The sequence below is a fragment of the Phenylobacterium sp. T106 genome (genome assembly GCF_057219735.1).
Map to the genome: position 1 here is coordinate 73,355 of NZ_JBXVWA010000009.1, position 24,774 is coordinate 98,128.

Here is a 24,774-nt window from a genome sequence, read left to right on the forward strand (position 1 = left end):
GGGTCAGTGGACGCCGGGCGTGATGCTGTCGGCGGCCTCGCCGCAGGCCTGCTCGCATTCGCGGCAGGCCTCGGCGCAGATCCGGCAGTGCTCCATGTGCTGCGCGTGACGGCTGCATTCGTCGCCGCAGAGCCGGCAGGCCTCGGCGCAGGTCGCCAGCAGGCGCTGGATGACGCGCTCGTTGGAGCCGGTGCGGCGCGCCCCGACCAGCGCCGTGCTGGTGCACAGGTCGGCGCAGTCGAGGTTGAACCGGATGCACTGGGTCAGCTCCGCCACATTCGGCTCGGCGAGGCACGCGTCGGCGCAGGAGGCGCAGACCTGGGCGCAGTTGGCGGCGAGTTCGATCGCGCGGATGAGGGCGTCGTTCGTGGCGCCGCGGACCTGGGGATGCGTGGCGATCATGGCGTGGGTGCGCATGGCGATCTCCTTGGGGGACGGTCCACAACCGTGCCGGCCCCCTTCGGTTGCAGCGGCGCCGGAACTACCGGGGCCCGTCGCGCTTTTCCGCACGGCCACCCAAGGAGACATCCGAATGCACCGGAACCTGCCGTTCGCCGCGGTCGCCGCCGCCACCCTCGCGCTCACCCTGGGGGCCTGTTCGAAGGAACGCGAAGCCGAGGTCAACACGGGGACCGCCGAGGTCGAGGTGAAGACCACGTTGCCGGAAAGCCAGGTGAGCGACCAGCAGCTCGAGGCGGCCGCCCAGGGCGCGGCGGCCATCGCCGAGACGCCGCAGGGCTCGAACACCGCCGTCGTCGTGACGCCGCCGGCCGACGCGCCCGCGCCCACGGGCGAGACGGTGACGGGCGGCGAGCGGAAGTAGGCGTCAGTCGCCGCCTTCCTCCTTCACCTCGCCGCGGTTGCCTTCCATCTCCCGGCCCTTGCGTTCCTCTTCCCGGGCGCCCGCCAGGATGCCGGGCAGCGCGTAGTTCCCCTCGGCGCAGGCGTACTCGTAGATCTGGTCCTTGCTGAGGTTCCAGGCCACCTCGCCCTCCACAGGCTCGGTGAAGGTCGCCGGGTCGGTGACGCGGAACTGGTAGAGGAGCTGGGTCGGTGAGATGCGGGTGAAGCGCTCGGTCACGCGCATGTCGGCCGTGGCGCCCCGGAAGGTCTGGTCAGGGCGGAAGTTGGTGGTCTCGACCACCAGCGTCTCGCCCTCCCAGCGCGCGACGCTGTCGCCCATCCACTTGCGGATCGACGCCGGCTCGTGGCGGTCGTTCAGCCGGAAGACCCGCACGTCGTGCACCATCTCGATCTGCACCGCGACCTGGTCCGGCGACTGCGCGATGGCGTAGTGGTTGTTGTAGAGCACCGGCAGCATCGGCGGGCCGGACGTGGAGCCGAAGCCCACGAGGCAGCGCTCGCCCAGCGGGCGGCGCTCGGGGCCGTCGAAGTTGCCCACCTGCGCGTTGCCGAACTGCGCCCGCTGGCGGGCGAGCGCCTCGGGGCGCATGGGCAGCCGGCCCGACGCGGGCGACACCAGGATCGACGAGCGGGCCTCGGCGCCGACGCGCATCACCCGCGTGCCGGGATCGACCCAGAAGTTGTTGTATCCGCAGTTCACGCCCGAGAAGCCGCGGCCGCACTCGTGCGGCAGATCCTCGGTGCGCAGCTTGGGGTCCGTCGGCGCGGCGCCGGCGGCGTTCAGCTGGGCGTTGGCGCTCTCGGCGGCCTTCACCTCGGCGTCGGTCAGCACCAGCCGCTGGCCCAGCGCGGCGTCCCGCTCCAGCCGCGTGATCGTGGCGGGCGACCACACGCCGGCCAGGTCGGGCTGGCCCCAGGCGTTGCGCGGCGCCTTGTAGCCCTTGGCGTACGCGGCCGGGTCGGAAAGGGCGGCATGAGACGCCTCGGGGATGACGAGGGGCGCCGCCGCGATCGCGGCGGCCAGGGCGGCGAGCGCCAGGCGGCGGGTCATGGGCTTCCTCCTATGGGTCCCGCGACGCCCGAGCGGGCCGCGGAACAAACCGGATCTTCGAGTCCGTCGCAGGCAGCATAGGCCCTTGGCCGCGTCTTGCGGAAGGGGATCAGCCGGGATGGACGCCATGCCGGCGCAGCGCCTCGGCCGCCCGCCAGCCCAGCCAGGCCGCCGGCAGCATGAACAGCCCCGCCGCGACCACCGGCGCCCAGGGGCCCACGATGGAGAACAGCGCGCCGCCCAGCACCGGGCCGACCACCCGCGACGCGGCGCCGGAGGCGCTGCCCGCGCCCAGGACGGCGCCCTGGCGGTCGGGATGCGTAGACCGCGAGACCAGGGTCGTGGTGGCCGGCTGCCAGACGGAGTGCCCGACGACCGAAGCGGTCAGCGCAAGGGCCGCCATCCAGCCCACGGGCGAGGCGGCCATGGCCAGCATGCAGACCGATGCGAAGGCCAGTCCGCCCGCGATGGTCACGCCCGCGCCCCAGCGGCGCACCAGCATCCCCGACAGCACGGCCTGGGTGACCGCGGCGGCGACGCCCGTTCCCGCCATGACGAGCCCGACCTGGCGCGGCCCCCACCCGAACCGCGCTTCGGTCCAGAGTCCCAGCACCGACCACATGGACGACGAGGCGAAGAAGCCCAGGAAGATGGTGGCGAACGCCCGGCGCAGCACCGGATGGCGCCATGCCTCGCCCATGGCCTCGAAGGGGTTGCCCCGCGGCCCCGCGCTCGTCTGCGGATGCCGGCTCTCGCGCACGAACGCGATCACCCCGATCGTGGCCGCCGCGCAGAGGGCCGCGGCCACGATCAGGGGCGGCTGGAAGCCGGTGGGGCCCAGGCTGGGCTGGGCCATCAGCCCTCCCAGGGCCGGTCCCACCACGAAGCCCACGTTGAACGCCGAGCCCACCAGACCCAGCCGGTGGGGCAGGGCGGCGGCGGGCGAGACGTCGACGATGTAGCCCTGGATCACCGACATGTTGCCGGAGAAGAAGCCCGCCAGCGCGCGGACGAGGATGGCGATCCAGATCGTCGGCGAGAAGGCGAGCGCCAGGTAGCCCAGCCCCGAGGCGACGATGGTGATCAAGAGCACGGGCCGGCGGCCGATCCGGTCGGACAGGCGGCCGAAGAAGAGTTCGCCGCCGAACTGGCCCGCCGAATAGACGGCGAACAGCAGCGTCACCTGCCAGGGTTCGGCGTCGAACGCCGTGGCGAAGAACGGCAGCAGCGGGATCACCACGCCGAACCCGATCAGGCTCAGGATGACCGTGAGCAGCAGCACGGGCACCGCCGCCGCGGAGGGCGGCGGCGGAACCTGTGTCGGGCCGGGACGGGGCGGGCTCACCCCCAGGGCTTACCCGGCGTTGCGCCGGACCTCCACCCCGCGCGTCAAGGCTTCAGCACCACCTTGATGCAACCGTCCTTCTTGTCGTTGAACAGGCCGTACATTTCGGGCGCGCGGCCCAGCGGCTCGGTGTGCGTCACGACGAAGGTCGGGTCGATCTCGCCGGAGTCGATGCGCTGCAGGAGATCGTCCGTCCAGCGCTTCACGTGCGTCTGGCCGGTGCGGATGGTGAGCCCCTTGTTCATCAGCGCGCCCATCGGGATCATGTTCGACATCCCGCCGTAGACGCCCGGGATCGAGACCGTGCCGGCCGACTTGCAGGCCATGATCGCCTCGCGCAGGGCCACCGGCCGCTCGGTCTCGAGCTTCAGCGCCACCTGCACGCGGTCGATCATCTGCAGGACCGGCGTGGGCCCGTGCGCCTCGATGCCGACGGCGTCGATGCACTTCGCCGGTCCGTGGCCGCCGGTCATCTCCTTCAGCGCGGCGATCACGTTCACCTGGCTGCGGTCGAGGATCTCGGCGCCGAGGCGCTGGGCGACGGCCAGGCGCTCGGGCACGTCGTCGATGGCGATCACGCGGTGGGCTCCCTGCACGATCGCCGACTGGATCGTGAACAAGCCGACGGGCCCGCAGCCCCACACCGCCACCGTGTCCGAGGGCTGGATGTCGGCGAACTTCGCCGCCTGCCAGCCGGTGGGCAGGATGTCGGAGAGGAACAGGTACTTCTCGTCCTCGCCGGTGTGGGGGACCTTGACGACCGTGCTCGCCGCATAGGGCACACGCATGTACTCGGCCTGGCCGCCGGCATAGCCGCCGGTGATGTGCGAATAGCCGAAAAGCCCCGCCGTCGTGTCGCCGAAGAAGGCCTTGGCGAGGTGGGCGTTGCGGTTGGTGACCTGGCAGACCGAGAAGTTGCCCGCCAGGCACTGCTCGCACTCGCCGCAGATCATCTGGAACGGCACGACCACGCGGTCGCCGACGTTCAGGCCGCCCGCGCGCGCCTCGGGGCCGACCTCGACCACCTCGCCCATGGGCTCGTGGCCCAGCACGTCGCCCAGGCACATGGTCGGGACCAGGCCGTTGCGCAGGTGCAGGTCCGACCCGCAGATGCAGGTGGAGGTGACCCGGATGATGGCGTCCTTCGGGTCTTCGATGATGGGGTCGGGCACGACCTCGCAGCGGAGATCCTTCTTGCCCTGCCAGCAGATGGCTTTCATGCGTGGTCTCCGGTCAGACGCAATTGCGCTTCACGGTGCTCATGCGCACCGCGGCGAAGAGATCGAGCGCCGTGACCGCGAGTACGACGCCGAGGGCGACGCGGGCGTTGCCGCGCTTGGGATTCTCGGGTCCGCACAGGCGGCTCAGCACGGCGATGTCGAAGGCGTCGCCGGCGACGCGGGCCCACAGGATCGAGGCGCGCGTGGGATCCGAGGCGAGGGTGACGCCGGTGGCCATCTCCCGCGCGCCGAACGCCAGCCGGGTGATCTCGGGCGAGTTCGTCAGGCCCAGGAAGCTGTTGACGCTGCCCGGCGCGAACAGGCCCCAGAGGCCCAGGCCGATCGCGTTCTGGCCCAGCATGAAGGACACCTGCGGCGCGACGGCGGGCCGGGCGCGCACGCGGTCGGCGAAGAAGTGCGCCTGGCCGCCCCCCGGCAGCGGCGCGGCCGCGCCGTGCACCGGCGCGGCGGCCGCCTGGTCGAAGGTCCAGGACCGCGGCTCGGTGGCGAGGGCTTCCGGGGCGGCCGACTTCCTGCGGCGTTTCGGGGCGGCGGCGTCGAGCTCAGGGTCGGCGATGGACACGGGCGGGCTCCAGGGTGGCTGCGTGGGCTGTCCCAGCGAGACCCGCGAGCGGGGGTCTTCGTTCCACGGGCCTGACAAAGTGATCGGGGCGCGCGCCGACACGAAAACGCCCGCCGGGCGGGCGCTCGGCGGGCGTCGGGTCCGTAAGCGAGGACCGGCGTCAGGTCGCGCCGCCGGCCTGCTGCAGCTGCTTCACGCGGTCGAGGTGCTGCTGGATCTTGGGAACGGCCTTCCCGGCCATGTCCTTGAGCCCGGCGTTGTCGCCGCGCTCGGCGTAGCCCCGCATGAGGTCGAGCGCCTCGCTGTGGGCCGCCTCCTGCTGGCTGAGGTAGACGCGATCGAAGTCGGCGGCCGAGGCCGCGTTCAGGTTGTCGATCATGCCCTTGCGGCGCTCGTCGAGGCCGGTCGGCGGCGTCTGGTTGGCCGCGGTGGCCAGCGGCTTCATCTGGTTCATCATGGCCGTGTGGTCGGTGGCCATCATCTGGCCGAACGCCTTCACGTCCGCCGAGCGGGCCTTCTGCTGGGCGATCCGCCCGGCCTGGACCTCGTACATGTCGCTGATCGCGGCGTTGGTGACGAACGATTCCGTGGTCATGGGGCCCATGGTGTTGGCCGCCACGGCGCCCACGGCGGCGCTGGTCGCGTCCTGCGCGGCGTTGACGGTCTCGTTCGTGGTGCCCGCGTCGGTGGAGGCCGGGGGGTTGTCGGTCTTCTGGCACGCGGCCAGCGCAAGCGCGGCCGCTGCGGCCGCGAATAGGGTCGGGGTCTTCATCAAGCTCTCCCTGGATCAAATGTGGGCGAGCAACCCGGCTCAGCGGGCGTTTGTTCCGGACACGACGCTGAGGGCCGGGGTCTGGAGGACCAGCCGCCGCCGTCCGAGGTCGACGGCCATGCCGAAGCGGCGCAGGAGCCGCAGGCCGATCAGGCCCGAGGGGGCCGGCGCATGGGTGGCGGGCGCATAGATCTGCACGTCGATGTCGCGCAGCGTCACCGGACCCAGCCGCACCTGGCGCGCCGTGACCAGGCGATCGACGCTCAGGCCGCCGAGGCCCACCGAGTGCGCCTGGGAGACCTGGCGGCCGGGCGCCAGGAGGCCGGCCTGGGCGGCCGCCGCCTCCGACAGGGCGATCCAGCCGCTGGCGCCGGTGTCCACCAGGAGGTCCAGAGGCGCGGCGTCCTCGATCGCGACGGGCACCGTGGGCGCGCCGCTGCGCGGGGTCAGCGGCAGGATCATCGCCCGCGCCGGCGTCGCGGCCCGGTCCGCCGCCACGAGGCGCACCCTGTCGCGCGTGAAATCCGCCTCGAGCACGACGCGGGACAGCACGTCGCGTCCGATCAGGAGCTGGAAGTCGCGGCCGGTCGCCGCGGAGATGGCGGCCAGGTCGAGGGCCGCCGCCCGCACGCGGTCGATGGCGAAGCCGGGCAGTCTCAGATCCAGCCGCACGGTGTGGGCGAGCGAGGGACGTCCGCTGACGCCGTAGGCGAGCACCGGCGCCGCCAGCGGGCGCTCGAGCCCGGCGCGCTCGGCGAAGGCGGCGTCCACGGCCGTGAACTCCGCGCCGGTGTCGACGATGGCGCGCAGGCGCCGGCCGTTCACCACCGCCGGGACCTCGATCAGCCCCTGGCGCGGGATCGGCAGCCAGGGTGTGGCGCGGCCATCGGCGAACCTGGGTTCCAGCGGCGGCCACGGGAGGCGGTCGCGCACCAGGAAGAGGGCCGCGCCGCCCGCGGCCAGGAGCCCTGCGCGCGTGAGGAGCGTGCGCCGGGTGGTCACCCGTCCCGGCCCGTCATTGGGTCTGCAGCTCCTCGGTCCCGATCCGCCAGTGGCCGTCGAGCCAGGCCAGGACCTCGCGCGCGGCCGGATGGTCGAAGGCGGCGAAGCGCTTCCGCAGGTTGCCGTGCCGCTCGTCGCCGAGCCGGTCCAGCCCGGTGTCGTCGAGCAGCAGGATCGTGCGCTCCAGGGCGTCGGCCAGCTCGGGGCCGCAGACCTCGACCGCGGCGCGGCGGAAGGCGGCGAGGTACTCGTAGGCCTCGCCCCGGGCGTAGCTCTCGGCCAGCGTCAGCGCGGGGATGCGCGACAGCACCGCCTGAGAGGCGGTGTTCACCCCATGCGCGGCGATGTGAGGCCCGATTGCGGCGGGCCGCCCCGTGAAGGCGCGCAGGTGCAGGTGCTGGCTCATGCGCGGACCGTCGTTGACGGGATAGTTGTCCCAGAGGAACGGCTTGCGTCGGAACTGCTCGGTCACGCGCGCCAGGTGGCCGGGCGAGAACTCCTTGGCGCACACCTCCTCGCCGGTCCACATCAGCTGGATGGCGGGGTCCAGGCCGCGGCCGAGATCCTCGAGGTAGTTGTCGGGCCGTCGGCCGAAGACGCGGTCCAGGATGGGATCGTCCGTGTAGTAGCTGGGGCAGACGATCAGGCGGCCGGCGCGGCTCCGCTCGGCGATCCAGTGGGCGATCTCGACCTGGCGCTCGGCGAGGTCGGCCTGGTCGCCCTTCATGTCGTCGAAGAACACCCCCAGGTCGGCCAGGCCCAGGCTGTCCAGCTGCTCCAGCTTGGCGGCGAGCGCGGCCTTGGACGCCTCGTCGAAGTCCATGAACAGCTCGTACGGCGACAGCCCGACGCCGAAGCGGACGCCGGCCGCGCGGCAGGCGTCCGCAAAGCCCCCCAGGGCCGCAAGCTCGGCCTCGGGATAGGGTTCGCGCCAGCGCCGGCGGAGGTAGCCGTCGATCTTCGGCGCATAGATGTAGAAGCCGTAGCCGGCCGGCTGCAGCGCGCGGACCATCCCGGCGCGCTCGTCCCAGGTGTAGGGCCGCCCGAAGAAGCCCTCGATGATGCCGAGTTCCGGAGTCATGGTCCCTGATTAGCCGAGGGCGGTTGCGATAACGATGTAAATTCGTAAGGTCGCCGTCCACATGTCGCCGGAGGAACGCCCATGAACCCCAACGCCGAATTCGACCTGATCGTCTATGGCGCCACCGGCTACACCGGCCGCCTGGTGGCCGAGCACCTGGCGAAGCGCTACGGCGTCGGCGGCGAGGTGACGTGGGCCATGGCCGGCCGCTCGGCCGACAAGCTCGCGGCGGTGCGCGACGAGATCGGCGCGCCGAAGGAGACGCCGCTGATCGTGGCCGACGCCTCGGACCCGGCGTCGCTCGCCGCCATGGTGGCGCGCGCGAAGGCGGTGATCACCACCGTCGGCCCCTATCAGCTCTACGGCAACGAGCTCGTGGCCGCCTGCGTGGCGGCCGGAACCGACTGCCTGGACCTGTCGGGCGAGCCCAACTGGATGCGGGCCATGATCGACAAGCACGACGCCGCGGCGAAGGCGTCGGGCGCGCGGATCGTGCACTCGTGCGGCTTCGACTCCATCCCGTTCGAGGCCGGCGTCTGGTTCTGCCAGGAGACCGCGAAGGCGAAGCTGGGGCACACCGTCCCGCGCGTGAAGGCCCGCATCCGCGGCATGAAGGGCGGCCTGTCCGGCGGCACCGCGGCCAGCGGCGCGGCCACCATGGCGGCGATCCAGAAGGATCCGTCGCTGCTGGCGATCATGATGAGCCCGTTCGGCCTGACGCCGGGCTTCGAGGGCCCGCCGCAGCCTCCCGGCCAGACGCCGGAGGAGGACCCGGACGTCGGCCCCGTCTCGCCGTTCATGATGGCGGTGATCAACAGCAAGAACGTCCACCGTTCGAACCTGCTGATGGGCCACCCCTACGGCCGGGACTTCGTCTACGACGAGATGGCCATGGGGGCGCCGGGCTCGGGCGGCCCCGGCTTCACCGACCTGGGCTCGATCCCGGGCGGGCCGCCGAAGCCGGGCGAGGGGCCCACGAAGGAGGAGCGCGAGACGGGCTTCTACGACATCCTGTTCATCGGCATCGACCGCGACGGCCGCCAGGTGCGCGTGGCGGTGAAGGGCGACATGGACCCCGGCTACGGCTCCACGTCCAAGATGCTGGCCGAGACCGCGATCGCTCTGGTGCGCGCCCCCGACGTGCCCGGCGGCGTGCTCACCCCGGCCGCGGCGCTCCAGGGCAGGCTGGTCGAGCGGCTGGAGGCGAACGCAGGCCTGAGCTTCGTGGTGGAGGCATAGGGCCCCTACTTGATGCCCGATCATCCCGGCGAAGGCCGGGATCCAGATGGAATGGCCCAGATGGGGGTTCCGTGGGTTCAGAGCCCCTCCAACCAAGATCTCGCGCGTGGATCTGGGTCCCGGCATTCGCCGGGACGCTCGGAAGCTGTTGAAATCTAGCCTCCGCCGCCGCTGCGGGCCTGCGCCAGCTTGCGCAGGTTCTCCTCGTGGTCGTCGCGGCTCAGCTTGTAGGTGGTCATCACCGCGATCATCGCCAGCCAGATCGCGAGGATCGTGGGGACGTAGAGCGCGCCGAACCGCCACAGCGTCTCGTCCGACACCTGGTCCGGGGCCGCGCCGGCCGGGAAGCCCGCGAAGGTGAGCACGAAGCCCGCGGCAATCACGCCCACGCCCTGCACCGCCTTGCGGATGAAGGTGGACGCCGCGAAGAACAGGCCCTCGGAGCGGCGGCCGGTCCGCAGCTCGGCCTGCTCCACCAGGTCGGCCAGCATGGACGACGACAGGATCTGGAAGCAGATGATCAGGCCGGTGTCGATCATGGTGGTCGCCACCACGATCGGGAAGTTGAAGCCGGGGTCGTCCGGCAGCACGCCGATGAGCTTCAGGGTCACCGGGAGCGGGTTTCCGAGGAAGGCGACCAGCCCGATGATGATCGCGCCCCGCTTCTTGCCCAGGGTGCGGGTGATGTAGGGCGCCATCACCGAGCCGATGATGGCCGAGCCGAAGACGCTGATCGTCACCCAGCCGATCTGCTGCGGATCGAACCGCCAGAAGTAGATGCTGAAATAGAAGGCCAGCGCCGCCGACAGGCCCGTGGCCACGGCGCCCAGCAGGGCGGCGAAGAAAAGCGAGACGAACGAGCGGTTCACCAGGGTCTCGATGATCTCGCGGAACACCGTGCCCAGCGTCATGCTGCGCTTGGGCGGCGGCGGCTTCAGGTGCCGGATGCGGGCATGGGTGCCGCCGGCCGAGACGATGATCGCCAGAAAGATCAGGGCCGAGGCGATGATCCCGTAGAGCTCGTAGGCCTCGCGGTTGAACCGGCCGTCGGGGATGGTCGCCGTCACGAACATGGGGAACAGCGCCATGAACATGAGCACCGACATCACGTTGCCGCCGGTCCAGCCGAAGTAGAACCGGAAGCTCAGCAGCGAGCTGCGCTGGTCGTAGTCGTCGGTCAGCTCGGGCGCGAGCGCGGAACTGGGCGTCTCGTAGAAGGTGATGAACGTGCGGATCAGCACGGCCATGACCAGCAGGTAGACGAACAGCGCCTGGTCGGACCAGCCCTGCGGCGGGTTCCACATCAGGAAGTAGGTCGCCGCCACGGGGATCGCCGAGGCGTACATGAAGGGGTGCCGGCGGCCGAACCGGGAGTGGAAATTGTCGGACCAGTAGCCGACGATCGGATCGCTGAGCGCGTCGAGGACCAGCGCGGTGGTGATCGCCAGGCCCACCAGCCGCGCATCAACCCCGATCACCTGGCTGTAGAACAGCAGCAGGAAGTAGTTGAAGCCGTTGTCCTTGACCCCATAGGCCACCGAGCCGAAGCCATAGGCGAGCTTGGTCCAGATCGTAGGCGGACCGGGTTGCGCGCCTGAAGCCGCCTGAGCGCGGCCAACAGCTTCCGTCATGCTTCCTGCCCTTATGGTCGCTCCCGCTGGCGGCGGGTTGGCGCGCATAGTCCGGGCGGCCGGCGGACTTGTAAACCGGTTGCTCAAATCCCGGGGGCGCCCGTTTCGGCGCAGGCAAGGCGCTACATCAGGCCCAGCGCCTTGAGGCTGGCGACCCCGTCGCGCCCGACGACGAGGTGGTCGTGCACGGAGATGCGCATCGGCCGCGCCGCGTCCACGATCTGGCGGGTCATCTCGACATCGGGCGACGAGGGGGTCGGATCGCCGCTGGGGTGATTGTGGACCAGGATGATCGCGCTGGCCGACAGTTCCAGCGCGCGCCGCACCACCTCGCGGGGGTAGACCGGCGCGTGGTCGACCGTGCCGCGGTTCATCACCTCGTCGGCGATCAGCTGGTTCTTCTTGTCGAGGAAGAGCACGCGGAACTGCTCGCGCGCCTCGTGGGCCATGGCCGTCTTCACGTAGGCGAGCAGGGCGGTCCAGGACGAGATCACCGTGCGGCGCGCCACCTGCTCGCGGGCGGTGCGCAGGCCCGCTTCGTGCAGCAGCTTCAGGTCCAGCGCCAGCGCCTCGCCGACGCCGCGCACAGTGCGCAGCTCCTCGGCCGTCGCGCCCAGCACGCCGCCCAGCGACCCGAAGCGGGCGAGAAGCTGCTTGGCCAGCGGCTTGACGTCGCCGCGGGGGATGGAGCGGAACAGGAAGAGCTCGAGCACCTCGTAGTCGGGGAGCGCCGCCAGGCCGCCGGCCTCCGCCCGCTCGCGCAGCCGCTCACGATGGCCGGCGTAGTGCGGCTTCGGCTCGGACGTGGGCCGCCCGCGCCAGAGGTCGGGCTGGGCGGCGGCGTCTTCGACGGCGAACGGTCGGGCCATGGCGACGCCAGTTGTTCCGTAAACGTTCCAGCTTGGCAAGCCCCCGTTCGGGGGAGGACGGCGCCCCCGCGCCGCCGCATCCTCATGATGGGGCGAGGGGTGCGGGCCATGAAGCTGACCACGGTGTTCTCGGTGATGGCCGTCGCCCTGGCGATGGTCCTGGTGATCGCCGCCGCCTAGCGGGGCGCGGGACGGGGCTGGCGCTGCAGGACGCCGTGCAGCCCGCGTGAGCCTGAAGGCTTGGCGTCACCTGCGCACGGCCGGCCAGGCCGCCCCGAGATCGGCCGCTCAAGCCGCTCAAGCGAAGACGTCGCGCTATGCTATGCCCGGTGGCGATACGTCGAGAGCCGAAGCCATGAGCGATCCGCCGGAGCTGAGAACCCGCAAGGGCTCGGGAGTCTATCAGACGGGCCGCGAGCGTGTCGGACAGATCCTGGACGTGTCTCTCGATATCCTTGTGGAGAGCGGCTACCAGGCCCTGACCCTGCGCGAGGTCGCGCGACGATGCGGCGTTCGGCTTGGCGCCGTCACGTACTACTACAAGGGGCGCCATGACCTGCTGCAGGATGTCCTGAACCGGGTCCTCGCTCCCTATGCCGAGAAGTTCGAGGCAATCCGCGCGGCTCCGGGACTTTCGGGCGAGCAGAAGCTGGAGCGCCTGATCCGACTGCTTCTCGAAGACATCCAGACGAAGAGGACGACGCGGCTCTTCCCGCACCTTTGGATGCTCGCCAACCACGACCCCTTCGTCGCCCGGGCTGTGGATCGCATCTATGTGCTCGAGCGACTGACGCTGAACAGCTTGGTGGCCGAGATCAATCCGGGTCTGTCGCGGCAAGCGCGAGAGGTGCTGTCGGTCTTCATCTCGGCGTCGATCGCCGGATCGACGATGTTCATCGGGCATGAAAAGCCATGGTCCGGCGAGTTGCCCCTCTACGCCGCCATCAGCAGCCTCGCCCTCGTGGGTCTCGTGAAGACGTTCCGACCGGAGCAGTTGGAGGCCTTCGGCTGGCGGCAGGCGGACGAGAAGGGGCCAGGCTGGACGACGCCCACGCTGCTGGCTCCCGAGGACTTCCAGGACATCCTTGCCGACTGGCACGCCAGATTGATTTCCGAGGGCGGGATCGGAGGCCCTTCGGGAATCTAATTTTGGTCATTTGACCGAAGTTGTCGGTTTGTGCTTACTGCGGCCTGACGTGCATCACGCGAGCAGGAGGGACGTCATGGGTCGGGAGCTTCGCCTGAACGCGTTCGCCATGAACTGCGTCGGACATCAGGCGCAGGGGATGTGGCGTCATCCCCGCGACCGTTCCTCCGAGTATCGGACCCTGGACTACTGGGTCGATCTGGCGCGGCTGCTGGAGCGCGGCCGGTTCGACGCCCTGTTCCTGGCCGACGTGGTCGGCGTGTACGACGTCTACGAGGGCCGGCCGGACACGGCCTTGCGCGAGGCTGTCCAGGCGCCGGTCAATGACCCGCTTCTGATCATCCCCTCGATGGCGCAGGCCACCGAGCACCTGGGCTTCGCCGTGACCTGCAACCTCTCGCACGAGCCGCCCCTGCCGTTCGCCCGGCGGATGACGACCCTCGACCACCTGACCGACGGCCGCATCGGTTGGAACGTCGTGACGGGCTACCTCGAGAGCGGGGCCAAGGGGGCCGGTCGCGCCGGGCAGGTCTCGCACGACGTGCGATACGACATCGCCGAGGAATTCATGCGGATCCAGTACGGGTTCTGGGAGGGCAGCTGGGAAGACGGCGCCGTCCTGCGCGACCGGACGGCGGGCGTGTTCACCGATCCCGGGAAGGTGCGCCGGGTGAAGCTCCACGGCGAGTACTTCACCGTGGATGCGGTGCACATCTGCGAGCCGTCGCCCCAGCGGACGCCGGTGATCTATCAGGCGGGATCATCCGCAAAGGGGACGGCGTTCGCGGCGCGGCATGCCGAGTGCGTATTCATCGGCGGGAACGAGCCGGCGAAGATGGCCGCGGATGTCGTCAGGCTCAGGGACATGGCCGTCCAGAACGGCCGCTCGCGCGACGACATCCTGGTCTTCGCCCTCGCTACGGTGGTGACGGCGGCGACCGACGCGGAGGCTGAGGCGAAGTTCGCCGAGTATCAGAGCTATGTCAGCGAAGCGGGCACGCTGGCGATGATGTCCGGATGGGCTGGCGTCGACCTGTCCAAGCCGAAGGAGGCGAAGGCTGGCGCGGCGAGCAGCAACGCCATCCAGTCGGTGGCGGCCGGCCTCGCAGGACCCCCTGCCCAGGCCGGACGGCGTGTCGGGCGGCCGGTGGGTCTTGGGGGCGGCGGTCCCGCCATCGTGGGCGGTCCCGGGCGCGTCGCCGACGAACTGGCAGCGTGGGCCGAGGAAGCCGACCTGGACGGCTTCAACCTAGCCTATGTCGTCATGCCCGAGACATTCTCCGACATCGTCGAGCACCTGATCCCCGAGCTCCAGCGGCGCGGCCTCTACAAGCAGGACTATGCTCCCGGCGCATACCGCCAGAAGCTGTTCGGCGAGGGGCCTCGGCTCGGCCAGCGCCACCCCGGCGCCCGATACCGGCGCTCCTAAGGCGTGTCCCCGCCTGCCGCAGCGGATAGGCTGAGCCCCAGGGTCATCGCCCTGACGGCGGCGGCCATGACTGCGTTTGCCGCCAACTCCATCCTCTGTCGCCTGGCGTTCTCCCAGGACTCGATCGATCCGGCCAGCTTCACCCTCGTACGGCTGGCCGCCGGCGTGGCGACGCTGTGGGCGATCGTCGGCGCCAGGCGCAGGCGGGGCCCGATTCTCGGGACGTGGCGCGGAGCGCTGGCCCTTTTCGTCTATGCCGGCGCGTTCTCCTGGGCCTACCGGACCCTCTCCGCCAGCACGGGAGCTCTGCTGCTCTTCGGCGCGGTGCAGGCGACGATGGTGGCCACAGGCCTGGCCCGAGGCGAGAAGCTCTCGGCGCCGCAATGGACCGGCTTTCTCCTGGCCCTCGGCGGCCTCGCGGCGCTGCTGGCGCCCGGAGCTTCGGCGCCCCCCCTGTCCGGAGCCCTTCTGATGCTGACGGCCGGCGCGGCCTGGGGCGCCTATTCCCTGCTGGGGCGAGGTGTGGCAGACCCGCTTTCGACGACCGCGGGGAATTTCCTCCGCGCCTTGCCCATGGCCATGGCGGCGGTCGTGCTCGCCGCGGCGGCGGGGATCCATCAGGAGCCGGCGGGCATAGCGTACGCGGTGCTGTCCGGGGCCTTGGCGTCGGGCCTGGGCTACGCCATCTGGTACGCCGCACTCGCCGCCCTCTCACCTGTCCAGGGGGCGTCCGTGCAACTCAGCGTCCCGGTGCTGACGGCGCTGGCGGGCGCGTTCGCCTTGGGCGAGGGCCTCTCGATCCGGCTCGCGCCGACGTCGGTCTTGATCCTCGGTGGGATCGGGCTCGTCATCGCCCATCGGCCACGCGCGCCCTGACCTTGCGGACGCCCGGGCGGCTGGCTGGATCACGGGGCCGGATGTCGCGCCCCGATCGCCGCCGCCCAGCGGGCGCCGGCCGGCGCCGTGCCGCCGTCTCAGCGCATCGTCACCCGGATCGCGTTGTCGTCCGAGGCGCGGTCGATCTGCTTGTTGTAGGGATCCACGCCGGCGAACTTCGGCGGCTTGTCCACGGTGAGCGTGATCGTCTGGGCGCCAGTCCGCAGAGGGGTGGTGCGGAAGGCCAGGACGTCCTTGCGCCCGAAGCCGGGCTGGCCGGGCTCGGCGGTGAAGACGCCCAGGTCGAACACCTCGCCCTTCGGGAACGCCACGGCGGTCTCCTTGCCGGCGCCGTCCGCGTAGAGCTTCCTGGCCTCGATCGTCAGGGTCACGTCATAGCGGCCGTCGGGGCGGCGGCGCGCCTCGGCGGTGCGGGTCTTCAGGTCGTAGAGGGTGATCTTCTCGAAGAGGTCGGTGATCAGCTGCTGGGCCGCCGGGTCGTCGCCCGCCTCGGCCCGCAGCGCGTCCACCAGGTCCTGCGAGCGCGGATAGGGCGCGCCCTTGAAGGCGTACTTGTCCAGCAGCCGGCGCAGCGCCGCGTTGACCTTCGCCTCGCCCATCCGGTCGCGCAGCAGGTACATGACCAGCGAGCCCTTCCGGTAGTGGATATAGGGCTGGTTCTCGACGCGGTTGAGCGGCAGCTCCTCGACCAGCTCGCCGCCGCGCGCGCTGAGGTAGCGGTCCAGCTCGTACTTCAGGAACTTGCGGATCCCGTCGGCGCCGTAGGTCTTCTCCATCACGATCAGCGCCGAGTACTGGGCCAGCGTCTCGGAGAGGCTCGTGGCGCCCTGCATGTCGGCGCCGATGATCTGGTGCGCCCACCACTGGTGGGCCAGCTCGTGGGCCGTGACGTAGGTGACGTAGTCGATCTTGTCCGGCTTGGTGGTGTCGGCCACGAACCCGATCGTCTCGGAGTAGGGCATGGTGTTGGCGAACGCCTGGGCGAAGCGGGCGTAGCCGGGGAACTCCAGGATCCGCGCCTGGCGGAACTGGTAGGGGCTGAAGTTGGCCTGGAAGTAGTCGAGGCCCGTCCGCAGGGACGCCAGCATCTTGTCGACGTTCCAGGGGTGCTGGGCGTCGTAGTAGATCGCCAGCTCCACGCCCTTGTAGGTCTCGCGCCTGATCTCGTAGCGCGCGGATTGGACCGAGAAGAAGTTCAGCACCGGCGCGTCGGTGCGGTAGCGGATGGTCCGGCGGCCCTGGCGGGTGTCGTCCGAGATGCGGTAGCCGGGCGCGACGGGGGTCTGGTCGGCGTCGGTGGTGATGCGGATGTCGGCGTTCACCCAGTCGGCGTCGGCGATGTAGTTGCGCCGGGTCGCCGACAGGTCCTCCAGCTTCGCTGGGCGCAGCTCGGGGACCAGGCCGTACTTCTTGCGCTTGGTGCGGTCCTGGAGGAGGCGGCTGCGGTCCATCCCCACCACGGGCCCGAACTCGTAGTTGTTGACGAAGGTCCCGTTTTCCACGACCCGCGTCATGTTCCCCGAGTTCCTGAACCCGGTCTGGCCCATCGCCGTCTGGAACGACAGCACCGTGCGCTCGCCGGGCTGCAGCGGCCGGTCGAAGGTGAAGACGCGGTAGTTGTAGCGGTCGTACGTCCGGACCTTCGAGGCTCCGTTCACGCTCATCTGCAGGGCCTTGGTCTCGCGGTCGAGACGCGCGTGCAGCTCGCGCACCGGCGCGCCCGTGTCGTTGATCAGGTGGTAGACGCCCTCGACGACCAGCTTCGGCGCGCGGGGGTAGATCTCGACCTCCAGCTGGACGTCGGTGACCGACGGCTGCGGCAGGGTCTCGTACTTGAGGAACGCCTTCTCGTAGTCGGCCAGCCATTCCTCGTCGCTGATCCGCGTGCGGTACTCGTTCTGGACGTTGGTGTTGTGGAAGATGAAGCCGCCCAGGCCGACGAAGGCCACGAGCGCGCCGCCCGCGACCACGCCTGCGCCGCCGCGCAGGCGCCGCGGGAGCTGGCGCAGGCGGGTCGACAGCCGGGCCTCGCGGCCGCGGGGCCACAGGGCGTAGGCCAGCGCCACGAGAAGCACCACGAACGCCGTCCAGTAGGCGCGGAACCAGGCCGCGATGGCGGCGAAGTCGCCCTGGCCGTTCATGTCCGACAGCGGCTCGCCGTTGAAGCCGGGATACGCGGGCCTGCCGCCGTAGAGGTAGAGCGCGTGGTCGAGGCCCAGCCTGGGCAGCACCAGCCGGGCAACCAGGATCAGGATCAGGACGCCCCAGCCGGCGAACTTGTTGGGCGACAGCGCCTGGACGACCACGGCCAGCACCGCCAGCAGCGACCAGTCGATCGTGCCGGGTATCACGTACCAGAACAGGTAGCGGTCGGGATGGATCTGGGTGAAACCCTGGCCCAGCTGCACCAGCATCCCGGTCAGCGCCGCGACGCTCATCATCGACAGCATGACGAGGCAGATCGCCACCACCTTGGGGATCAGCAGCGCCCAGTCGGGCAGGGCGCTGGCGTCGATCAGCTCCTGGGTGCGGCGTTCGCGGTCGCGCCACACGAGCTCGCCGGCGTAGTAGATCGCCACCACCCAGACCAGGATGACGAAGCTGCCCTGCAGCACCTCGATGACCCAGCGCGTCACGGGGTAGAGCGCCGCCCCGTCCAGCTCGCCGCGCCCCAGGAGGTTGCCCAGGGCGTTGAACACGCCCAGCAGCAGCAGGACCAGGAACGCCGGGCTCTTGAACGTCTGGCTCACCTCGAAGCGCATCTGCTCCCAGAACTGCACGGTCGCGGTGAAGGTGTTGAAGCGCGGCCGGGCCAGCGGGCGCTGTCCGGGCCGGGCGGCCGGCGCGGCCGCCTCTCGCCGCTCGGGCGCGCGCCGGCTCGGCCGGGCCTCGAACCGGTAGCCGAAGTAGGCGCCGGCCAGCGCCAGCGCGCCCAGCGCGCTCCAGGCCAGCCGGTTCCAGAGCAGCGCCCCGCCCATCGGCGGGATCAGCGTGTTGGCGTCCGCCGCCGTGAAGTACCGCGTGACCAGCTGCAGGGCCGCCGCGCCGAACGGGTCGACCAGGGCCGCGGTCTCCAGCCTCTCGGGGTCGGAGAGGACCACGCTGGCGGTGAGGAAGACGGCCAGGAAGGCCACGGCCGCCACGTAGGTGGCCATCATCGAGCGCGTCACGGTGGCCGCGGCGAAGAACAGCGACGAGACCAGGAAGATCGTGGGCAGCGCCACCCAGACGTAGGCGTAGACATAGGCCGCCGGCATGACCGGGCCCAGCTTGTCCGGGTCGATCCACCACATGAGCGAGCCCACGGCGTTGCCGAGCGGCACGGCCAGGAACAGCAGCAGGATCGCGCCGAAGGCGCCGGTGAAGCGGCCGAACAGGTAGTCGAACTTGCTCAGCCGCGAGGAGCGGACGAGCGGCCCGAAGCCGGTCTCCTCGTCGCGGGTGACCACGTTCGCCACGAAGGCCGTGGAGGCGAACATGAAGATCGTCGCCATGGTCGCCGTGGTGTAGGCGATGGCGACGGGCGCGTTCTTGTGGATGTTGCCGGGCGCCCCGATGTTCAGGTTGTCGGTCGCCACCGCGATGTACGGCATCAGGAAGAACACGACCGCGCTGATCCAGAAGATCGGCTGCCGAAGCTGGTAGCGCAGCTCGAAGGCCGCGATCTTGCCGAACATGCTGCGACCCGGTCCTAGGCGGCGAGGCGGCGCGAAGCGGCCAGGGTGGAGAAGTAGACGTCTTCCAGGCCGCCCTGCACGGCGGCGTAGCCGTCGCCGGGGTCGCCGTCGGCCAGGACGTGCACCACCAGGCGCCCGCCGGAGAGGCGGGTGGAGATCACGGCGTGACGGGCCTGCTCCGCGGCGAGGTCCTGCCGGTCGATGGTCTTGCGCCACACGCGGCCGTCGAGCTCGCGGATGAGGTCGGCCGGCGCGCCGTCCTTGAGGATCCGGCCGCCCGCCAGCACCGCCATCTTCGGACAGAGGTCCGACACGTCGTCGACGATGTGGGTGGAGAGGATCACCACCACGTTCTCGCCGATCTCGGCCAGCAGGTTGAGGAAGCGGTTGCGCTCTTCGGGGTCGAGGCCGGCGGTGGGCTCGTCGACGATGATCAGGCTGGGCTGGCCGATCAGCGCCTGGGCGATGCCGAACCGCTGGCGCATGCCGCCGGAGTAGCCGGCCACGGCCTTCTTGCGCACCTCCCACAGGTTCACCTGCTGCAGCAGGGTCTCGACGGTGTCCTTGCGCTCGCCGCGGTCCGCGATCCCCTTGAGCACCGCCATGTGGTCGAGGAGCTCGACGGCCGAGACCCGGGGATAGACCCCGAAATCCTGCGGCAGGTAGCCGAGCGTGCGGCGGAGCGCCTCGGGGGTGGCGATGACGTCCACGTCGCCGAACTGGATCGCGCCGCTGGTGGGGGTCTGCAGCGTGGCGATGGTGCGCATCAGCGTCGACTTGCCGGCGCCGTTCGGGCCCAGCAGGCCGAACATGCCCTTGCCGATCTCCAGGTCGACTCCGTCCAGCGCGCGCGTCCCGTTCGGATAGACGTGCGTCAGGCCCTTGATGAGAAGCATAGGCTCACCTTCACCCCCGTCCCTTGCGCCCGAAGCTGCCCCCTGCGGCCCGGGGGAGCAAGTGAGGGATGTGTAACGATCCGCCGTCCGTTACGGCAGCGAGCCTCAGAGGATCTCCAGCGGCGCCTTCCAGGGATCGCCGCGGTAGGCCTTGCGGGCGGCGTCGCGGTGCGCGGCCGCCCCGGTGCGGTCGGCCTCGGCCAGGATGCGCAGCGCCAGGCCGTCGTGCGGCCACTCCACCAGGCTCGCGCGGGCTTCGCGGGCGGCGTCGTCCAGGCGGCCGGCCTTCAGGTGCGCGGCGGCCAGGCTGCGCCGCACCGGGTACCACCACGGCGGCGGGTCGAAGAAGCGGATGACCGGATAGGCCTTCTCCTGGGCTGCCGCGGCCCGCTGGAAGTGGGGCGCGGCGGCGTCGGGGCGGCCCGCGGCCATCTCGGCCCGGCCCAGCAGCACCTGCTCGGCGATCTCGGCGATCTCCATTTCGCGCCCGTAGTCGTTGAGCGGCCGGGCCTTGGCCAGGGCGGCGATGGCGGCGGCCTCGCGGCGGATGGCGCGCACATTGCGGCGGGCCGCATAGGCCTCGCCGCGGGCGTAGTGGCGGTAGACGGCCAGCACGCGGGGATCGTCCTTGCCGGCGGGGACGGCCAGCGCGCGTTCGGGCGCGTAGCGGGCCAGCGCGATCAGGCTGCGCGCCCGCGAGATGACGCGGCTGCGCTCGGGCGCATCGGCCGGGAACGCCTTCTCCGCGTGGTCGGCGTACTTGAGCGCGAGCGCGTCGTCGCCCGCCATCAGGGCCCCGCCCAGGCCGAAGAGGTAGTTGTGCAGGTAGTAGCGCTGCGCCAGCGACCCCGAGGTCGGCAGCAGCGGCTGGGTCTCGACGTCCACCTTCAGCGCCCGTGCGTTGCGCAGCGCCACCTCGTCGTAGTCGCCCACGCGCATGAGGGTGTGGGTGCCCATGTGCACGAGGTGGCCCGAGCCCGGGGCTAGGTCGGCCAGGCGCTCGGCGTAGGCCAGGGCCTTGGGCGCGCGCCCGGCGAACTCGGTGGCGTGAATGTAGTAGTGGATGGCCGCTGTATCGTCCGGCTTCTTCGCCAAGACCCCCTCGATCAGCGCGATGGCCGGCTCCACGCCCGCGTAATTCTCCTGCCGCGCGGGGATCAGCATCGCGTGCGCCGCCAGGTTGGCGATCATGTCGTCGTCGGGCGCGGCCTTCAGGTACGGCTCCAGCGCCGCGGCGAAGGCCATCTCGCGGCCGCCCTTGGGCTCGGTCTCGGCGTAGCGGACCGTCAGGGCCTCGGCGAGGGCGCGGGCGCGGGCGTCCCCCGGCCGGGCGAGCCGCACCGCCCGCTGCGCCTCGGCCAGCGCCGCCGCCCGGTCCGCGGGCGTCATGCCGGTGTTCAGCGTGGCTCCCAGGGACAGGGCCACGCCCGAGGCGCACAGGCTGCAGGTCGGGTCCGCCGCCGCGGCGCGGGCGAACGCGGCCTTGGATTCGTCGTGGGCGAAGGCGTGGTACTGGTTCATCGCCTGGTTGAACCAGGCTTCGGCCTCGGGCGTGGCGCCGTCCACGGCGATGCGGGCGTTGCCGAAGCCCGCGCGCATCACGCCGGTCGCCGAGCCGCCGGCGGCGCCGGGCGTGTCCTCGGCCCCGCAGATGAACCCGATGCCCAGGACGGTCGGATCCAGGTTCGCGCCGCCCAGGACGCTGGGCGTGGCGACGATCATGGCGGCGCAGGCGGCGACGGCGAGCTTCATGGCGCAAGCGTCGCCCTATTGGGCGGCCCTGTCCAGAATCCGCGGGTCGGCGGCGGTCAGGCGCTCTGGATCGGCGGCCGGAACTGGCCCGTCGGCGAGGCTGTGAAGACCTCCACGCCGTCCTCGGTGACGCCGACCGAGTGCTCGCACTGGGCCGAAAGCGACTTGTCGCGGGTCACCGCCGTCCAGCCGTCCGACAGCAGCTTCACCGGGTGCTTGCCCAGGTTCACCATCGGCTCGATCGTGAAGAACATCCCGGGCCGCAGCAGCTCGCCCGTGCCCTTGTGGCCGAAGTGCAGGATGTTCGGGGCGTCGTGGAACACCCGGCCCAGGCCGTGGCCGCAGAAGTCGCGCACCACCGAGCAGCGCATCGATTCCACGTACGCCTGGATGGCCGCGCCGATGTCGCCGGTGCGCGCGCCGGGCTTCACCGCCGCGAGGCCGCGATCCAGCGCCTCGTAGGTGACGTCGACCAGCCGCTTGGCCCGCGGCGCCACCGCGCCCACGCCGTACATGCGGCTGGTGTCGCCGTGCCAGCCGTCGACGATGACCGTCACGTCGATGTTGGCGATGTCGCCTTCCCGCAGCGCACGGTCGCCGGGGATGCCGTGGCAGACCACGTGGTTGGGGCTGATGCAGACGGTCTTGGTGTAGCCCCGGTAGCCCAGGCAGGCGGGCAGGGCGCCGTGGTCCAGGATGAACTCGCGCGCCAGGTCGTCCAGACGGCCGGTGGAGACCCCCGGCACGACGTAGGGCGTCAGCATGTCCAGGCACTCGGCCGCGAGCCGTCCGGCCTTGCGCATGCCTTCGAAGCCTTCGGGGCCGTGCAGCTTGATCTGGCCGGTGCGGTATTCCGCGTCGAGGGTGTCGGTCATGGGGTGCTCCGGCGCGCTATGTCGCGATCCTACCACGGAAAATCAACCGCCGATGAACGCCGCGTCCCGATGGCCGCCCGGGCGACGCCGCGGGATGACTCAGGCCTACCCCTTCGCCGCCCGGGGCCCCCACGGCGTCATCGCCACGAAGACGACAGAGGCCGCGCCCGCCGTCACCATGCCCGCGGCCACGAGGGCGAAGAGCGTCCAGGCCGGCGCGTCGTGGGTCACCAGCAGCCATCCGCCGATGGCGATCACGATCAGGCGCAGGGTGCCCGCCAGCAGCGGGCCCCCGATCCGCCCAGCGCCCTGGGCCGAGAAGTAGAGCGCCAGGTTGAGCCCGAAGAAGAGGAAGGCCGGACCCGCGATGCGCAGGTAGAGCTCGGCGGCGGCGGCGACGCCGGGATCGCGGGTGAAGACGCTGACCCAGAGCGCCGGGAACAGGGCGAGGAGCACGCCGATCACGCCGAGGCCGGCGCCGCCCATGACCCCGGCCGTCCACGCCACGCGCCGCGCCCGCGCGACCTGCCCCGCGCCGATGGCGATGCCCACCATGGGCAGGGACGCGACGCCCACCGAGAAGGCGATGGGCACCAGCAGGAACTCGAGCCGCGACCCGATGCCGTATCCGGCGAGGGTCTCGGTGCCGAACCGGGCCGCGATGGCGGTGAGGATCAGGATCGCGCCCACCGTCTGCAGCGGCGACAGCAGCGCGGGACCGCCCACCCGCAGGATGTCGGCGAAGGCGTCGCGCCGGAGCGGCCCAAGCAGTTTCAGCTTCACCCGGGCGCGCGGGGTCTTCAGCAGCCAGAAGAAGGCCGCGGCGGACAGGATGCCGGTCAGCGCCTGGCCGAGGCCGACGCCGATCAGGCCCAGCGCCGGGGCGGGGCCCCAGCCGAAGCAGAGCGAGCCGCCCACCAGCACCTGCAGCCCGGCGCCCGCGATCATCACCATCGAGGGCCGCGTCATGTCCCCCGACGCCCGCAGGACCGAGGCCAGGATGTTCACCAGCCAGACCGCGACGGCCACCGAGAACACGACGCCGGCGTAGGCGGTGGCCAGCTGCAGCGTCTCGCCCCGTCCGCCCAGCAGGTGGAACACCGGCGCCCCGAACACCGCCAGCCCGACCGTGAAGACCGCGCCGAAGCCGAGGGCGATCACGGCGCCGTGCCGGGCGAGATCCTCGGCCCGGGCCACGTCGCCCGCGCCGATCGCCCGCGCGATCGCCGAGGAGACCCCGCCGCCCATCGCGCCCCCGCTCATCATCCCCATGAGCATGATCAGCGGCAGCACCAGCGCCGCGGCCGCCAGCGGCTCGGGTCCCAGCGCGCCGATGTAGGCCGTCTCGGCGATCGACACCGCGGTGGTCGCCAGCATCCCGATCAGGTTCGGCGCCGCCATCCGCGCCAGCGTGCTGGCGACGGGGGCGGTGAGCAGCGGATGCGGATCGGTGGTCATGCGCCAAGCTAGACCGCTTGCCGTAACGTCCGCCCACGGGGGCGAACTGGGCAGGCGCTGAGGGGTGGAGTCTCTGAGCCCGCCAGATGACTGCGCCTTCGCCGGCAGGCCACCGTACCCAACCGTCATCCCGCGGCTCGTCCGCGGGACCCATCCGTCCGCTTGCGGGGCGGGTGGGATAGGCGCCCGTGCGCGCCCGGCCCCTCGAAGCCTGCCGCCGACATGGATCCCGCGGACGAGCCGCGGGATGACGAGGGAGACGGGCGACGCCCCCCTTAGGCGTCCCCGGTCCAGGGCACGCGGTCGGCCAGGGCGACGCCGTCGGGCGTGATGGCGCAGCGGTAGGCCAGGACCTCGACGCCCGCCGCGGCGGCTTCGGTCAGGCCGCGGGCGTAGGCGGGATCCAGGTCGTGGCAGGCCGCGAAGGCGTCGCAGTCGGTGCGCTGAACCACGAACAGCATGACCGCCCGCTCGCCCGCCGCCACCATGGCGGTCAGCTCGCGCAGGTGCTTGAGCGAGCGCGCCGCCACGCAGTCGGGAAATTCCGCCAGCGTCCCTTCGCGCCGCAGATGGCAGTTCTTCACCTCCAGCCAGCAGCGCGGCCGGTCCGGGTGTTCCAGCAGGAAGTCGACGCGGGAGTTGGCGCCGTACCTGACCTCGCGCCGGTGCGTGGCGTAGCCCGCCACCTCGGGAATCGCGCCGGCCGCCAGCGCCTCGGCCACGATCCGGTTGGGGTGCAGGGTGTTGATCCCCACGAGGCCGCCGTCGGCCTCCACCAGCTCCAGGGTGTGAGCGAGCTTGCGCTTGGGGTCGTCCGACTTCGAGAGCCAGGCGCCGAGCCCCGGCGTGTTCAGTCCCAGCATCGCGCCGGGGTTGGGGCAGTGGGCGGTGACCGGGGTCCCGTCCTCCAGGACCACGTCGGCGAAGAACCGCTTGTAGCGGCTGACCAGGGTCCCGCGGACGAGGGGCGAGGGAAAGTCCATGCG

At 71.3% G+C, this 24,774-nt stretch carries 21 protein-coding genes; 5 read left to right on the forward strand and 16 right to left on the reverse strand.

All coding sequences use genetic code 11. The features are described 5' to 3' along the window. Positions 1-3: 3 nt before the first annotated feature. A complete protein-coding gene (locus AC2D8W_RS18490; protein ID WP_484672762.1) occupies positions 4-417 on the reverse strand; it encodes a four-helix bundle copper-binding protein in 414 nt (137 codons plus the stop codon). Positions 418-532: 115 nt separating this feature from the next. Here AC2D8W_RS18490 and AC2D8W_RS18495 point away from each other — a divergent pair, with 115 nt between their 5' ends. Beyond that, on the forward strand, positions 533-823 hold the full coding sequence (locus AC2D8W_RS18495; RefSeq protein WP_484672763.1) for a hypothetical protein: 291 nt from the start codon (positions 533-535) through the stop codon (positions 821-823). A 3-nt stretch (positions 824-826) separates the two neighbouring features. On the opposite strand, the gene AC2D8W_RS18500 is transcribed toward AC2D8W_RS18495, so the two are convergent. The 7 genes from AC2D8W_RS18500 to AC2D8W_RS18530 all read right to left on the reverse strand — a co-directional run bounded on the left by AC2D8W_RS18500 (position 827) and on the right by AC2D8W_RS18530 (position 7,918). Then, positions 827-1,915 (reverse strand): hypothetical protein, encoded by a 1,089-nt coding sequence (locus AC2D8W_RS18500; protein WP_484672764.1) that lies wholly within the window; start codon positions 1,913-1,915, stop codon positions 827-829. A 109-nt stretch (positions 1,916-2,024) separates the two neighbouring features. Beyond that, the gene (locus AC2D8W_RS18505; protein ID WP_484672765.1) at positions 2,025-3,260 is read right to left on the reverse strand and encodes an MFS transporter; all 1,236 of its coding nucleotides are present in this window, start codon (positions 3,258-3,260) and stop codon (positions 2,025-2,027) included. Between the two features lie 44 nt (positions 3,261-3,304). Next, the gene (locus AC2D8W_RS18510) at positions 3,305-4,480 is read right to left on the reverse strand and encodes a zinc-dependent alcohol dehydrogenase (RefSeq protein ID WP_484672766.1); all 1,176 of its coding nucleotides are present in this window, start codon (positions 4,478-4,480) and stop codon (positions 3,305-3,307) included. Positions 4,481-4,493: 13 nt separating this feature from the next. Continuing rightward, positions 4,494-5,063 carry a hypothetical protein gene (locus AC2D8W_RS18515; RefSeq protein ID WP_484672767.1) on the reverse strand — a complete coding sequence of 190 codons (570 nt, stop codon included), beginning with the start codon at positions 5,061-5,063 and terminating at the stop codon, positions 4,494-4,496. 160 nt (positions 5,064-5,223) lie between these two features. Further along, on the reverse strand, positions 5,224-5,835 hold the full coding sequence (locus AC2D8W_RS18520) for a DUF4142 domain-containing protein (protein WP_484672768.1): 612 nt from the start codon (positions 5,833-5,835) through the stop codon (positions 5,224-5,226). A 39-nt stretch (positions 5,836-5,874) separates the two neighbouring features. Then, positions 5,875-6,837, reverse strand: a complete 963-nt coding sequence (locus tag AC2D8W_RS18525; RefSeq protein WP_484672769.1) for an aspartyl protease family protein — start codon at positions 6,835-6,837, stop codon at positions 5,875-5,877. A 13-nt stretch (positions 6,838-6,850) separates the two neighbouring features. After that, on the reverse strand, positions 6,851-7,918 hold the full coding sequence (locus tag AC2D8W_RS18530) for a beta-N-acetylglucosaminidase domain-containing protein (RefSeq protein WP_484672770.1): 1,068 nt from the start codon (positions 7,916-7,918) through the stop codon (positions 6,851-6,853). 81 nt (positions 7,919-7,999) lie between these two features. On the opposite strand from AC2D8W_RS18530, the gene AC2D8W_RS18535 reads away from it, so the two are divergent. Then, positions 8,000-9,157 carry a saccharopine dehydrogenase family protein gene (locus AC2D8W_RS18535; protein ID WP_484672771.1) on the forward strand — a complete coding sequence of 386 codons (1,158 nt, stop codon included), beginning with the start codon at positions 8,000-8,002 and terminating at the stop codon, positions 9,155-9,157. Between the two features lie 155 nt (positions 9,158-9,312). Here the strand turns inward: AC2D8W_RS18535 and AC2D8W_RS18540 are convergent, their stop codons facing one another. Further along, positions 9,313-10,788: an MFS transporter gene (locus AC2D8W_RS18540; RefSeq protein ID WP_484672772.1), complete on the reverse strand. Its 1,476-nt coding sequence runs from the start codon at positions 10,786-10,788 to the stop codon at positions 9,313-9,315. A 122-nt stretch (positions 10,789-10,910) separates the two neighbouring features. Beyond that, positions 10,911-11,657: a RadC family protein gene (radC, locus tag AC2D8W_RS18545; RefSeq protein ID WP_293485951.1), complete on the reverse strand. Its 747-nt coding sequence runs from the start codon at positions 11,655-11,657 to the stop codon at positions 10,911-10,913. 355 nt (positions 11,658-12,012) lie between these two features. Between radC and AC2D8W_RS18550 the strand changes: the two genes are divergently transcribed. The 3 genes from AC2D8W_RS18550 (at position 12,013) to AC2D8W_RS18560 (ending at position 15,109) form a co-directional block, all read left to right on the forward strand. Continuing rightward, a complete protein-coding gene (locus AC2D8W_RS18550) occupies positions 12,013-12,804 on the forward strand; it encodes a TetR/AcrR family transcriptional regulator (RefSeq protein WP_484672773.1) in 792 nt (263 codons plus the stop codon). 76 nt (positions 12,805-12,880) lie between these two features. Then, positions 12,881-14,233: an NtaA/DmoA family FMN-dependent monooxygenase gene (locus AC2D8W_RS18555; protein WP_484672774.1), complete on the forward strand. Its 1,353-nt coding sequence runs from the start codon at positions 12,881-12,883 to the stop codon at positions 14,231-14,233. A gap of 3 nt (positions 14,234-14,236) precedes the next feature. After that, positions 14,237-15,109: a DMT family transporter gene (locus AC2D8W_RS18560; RefSeq protein WP_484672775.1), complete on the forward strand. Its 873-nt coding sequence runs from the start codon at positions 14,237-14,239 to the stop codon at positions 15,107-15,109. 98 nt (positions 15,110-15,207) lie between these two features. On the opposite strand, the gene AC2D8W_RS18565 is transcribed toward AC2D8W_RS18560, so the two are convergent. From AC2D8W_RS18565 to sfsA, 6 genes are all read right to left on the reverse strand, one after another. Continuing rightward, positions 15,208-18,807: an ABC transporter permease/M1 family aminopeptidase gene (locus AC2D8W_RS18565; protein WP_484672776.1), complete on the reverse strand. Its 3,600-nt coding sequence runs from the start codon at positions 18,805-18,807 to the stop codon at positions 15,208-15,210. 14 nt (positions 18,808-18,821) lie between these two features. Then, on the reverse strand, positions 18,822-19,703 hold the full coding sequence (locus AC2D8W_RS18570) for an ABC transporter ATP-binding protein (protein WP_484672777.1): 882 nt from the start codon (positions 19,701-19,703) through the stop codon (positions 18,822-18,824). 105 nt (positions 19,704-19,808) lie between these two features. Continuing rightward, on the reverse strand, positions 19,809-21,455 hold the full coding sequence (locus AC2D8W_RS18575) for a tetratricopeptide repeat protein (RefSeq protein WP_484672778.1): 1,647 nt from the start codon (positions 21,453-21,455) through the stop codon (positions 19,809-19,811). Positions 21,456-21,511: 56 nt separating this feature from the next. Further along, on the reverse strand, positions 21,512-22,330 hold the full coding sequence (gene map / locus AC2D8W_RS18580) for a type I methionyl aminopeptidase (RefSeq protein WP_484672779.1): 819 nt from the start codon (positions 22,328-22,330) through the stop codon (positions 21,512-21,514). A 105-nt stretch (positions 22,331-22,435) separates the two neighbouring features. Next, the gene (locus tag AC2D8W_RS18585) at positions 22,436-23,788 is read right to left on the reverse strand and encodes an MATE family efflux transporter (protein WP_484672780.1); all 1,353 of its coding nucleotides are present in this window, start codon (positions 23,786-23,788) and stop codon (positions 22,436-22,438) included. A gap of 275 nt (positions 23,789-24,063) precedes the next feature. Further along, positions 24,064-24,771, reverse strand: a complete 708-nt coding sequence (gene sfsA / locus AC2D8W_RS18590) for a DNA/RNA nuclease SfsA (protein ID WP_484672781.1) — start codon at positions 24,769-24,771, stop codon at positions 24,064-24,066. Between the last annotated feature and the right edge of the window lie 3 nt (positions 24,772-24,774).

Bases quoted from the DNA above. Each gene is read 5' to 3' on its own strand.
- AC2D8W_RS18490 (WP_484672762.1), bottom strand. From the start codon at position 417: ATGCGCACCCACGCCATGATCGCCACGCATCCCCAGGTCCGCGGCGCC.
- AC2D8W_RS18495 (WP_484672763.1), top strand. From the start codon at position 533: ATGCACCGGAACCTGCCGTTCGCCGCGGTCGCCGCCGCCACCCTCGCG.
- AC2D8W_RS18500 (WP_484672764.1), bottom strand. From the start codon at position 1,915: ATGACCCGCCGCCTGGCGCTCGCCGCCCTGGCCGCCGCGATCGCGGCG.
- AC2D8W_RS18510 (WP_484672766.1), bottom strand. From the start codon at position 4,480: ATGAAAGCCATCTGCTGGCAGGGCAAGAAGGATCTCCGCTGCGAGGTC.
- AC2D8W_RS18520 (WP_484672768.1), bottom strand. From the start codon at position 5,835: ATGAAGACCCCGACCCTATTCGCGGCCGCAGCGGCCGCGCTTGCGCTG.
- AC2D8W_RS18530 (WP_484672770.1), bottom strand. From the start codon at position 7,918: ATGACTCCGGAACTCGGCATCATCGAGGGCTTCTTCGGGCGGCCCTAC.
- AC2D8W_RS18535 (WP_484672771.1), top strand. From the start codon at position 8,000: ATGAACCCCAACGCCGAATTCGACCTGATCGTCTATGGCGCCACCGGC.
- AC2D8W_RS18540 (WP_484672772.1), bottom strand. From the start codon at position 10,788: ATGACGGAAGCTGTTGGCCGCGCTCAGGCGGCTTCAGGCGCGCAACCC.
- radC (WP_293485951.1), bottom strand. From the start codon at position 11,657: ATGGCCCGACCGTTCGCCGTCGAAGACGCCGCCGCCCAGCCCGACCTC.
- AC2D8W_RS18550 (WP_484672773.1), top strand. From the start codon at position 12,013: ATGAGCGATCCGCCGGAGCTGAGAACCCGCAAGGGCTCGGGAGTCTAT.
- AC2D8W_RS18555 (WP_484672774.1), top strand. From the start codon at position 12,881: ATGGGTCGGGAGCTTCGCCTGAACGCGTTCGCCATGAACTGCGTCGGA.
- AC2D8W_RS18565 (WP_484672776.1), bottom strand. From the start codon at position 18,807: ATGTTCGGCAAGATCGCGGCCTTCGAGCTGCGCTACCAGCTTCGGCAG.
- AC2D8W_RS18570 (WP_484672777.1), bottom strand. From the start codon at position 19,703: ATGCTTCTCATCAAGGGCCTGACGCACGTCTATCCGAACGGGACGCGC.
- AC2D8W_RS18575 (WP_484672778.1), bottom strand. From the start codon at position 21,455: ATGAAGCTCGCCGTCGCCGCCTGCGCCGCCATGATCGTCGCCACGCCC.
- map (WP_484672779.1), bottom strand. From the start codon at position 22,330: ATGACCGACACCCTCGACGCGGAATACCGCACCGGCCAGATCAAGCTG.
- AC2D8W_RS18585 (WP_484672780.1), bottom strand. From the start codon at position 23,788: ATGACCACCGATCCGCATCCGCTGCTCACCGCCCCCGTCGCCAGCACG.
- sfsA (WP_484672781.1), bottom strand. From the start codon at position 24,771: ATGGACTTTCCCTCGCCCCTCGTCCGCGGGACCCTGGTCAGCCGCTAC.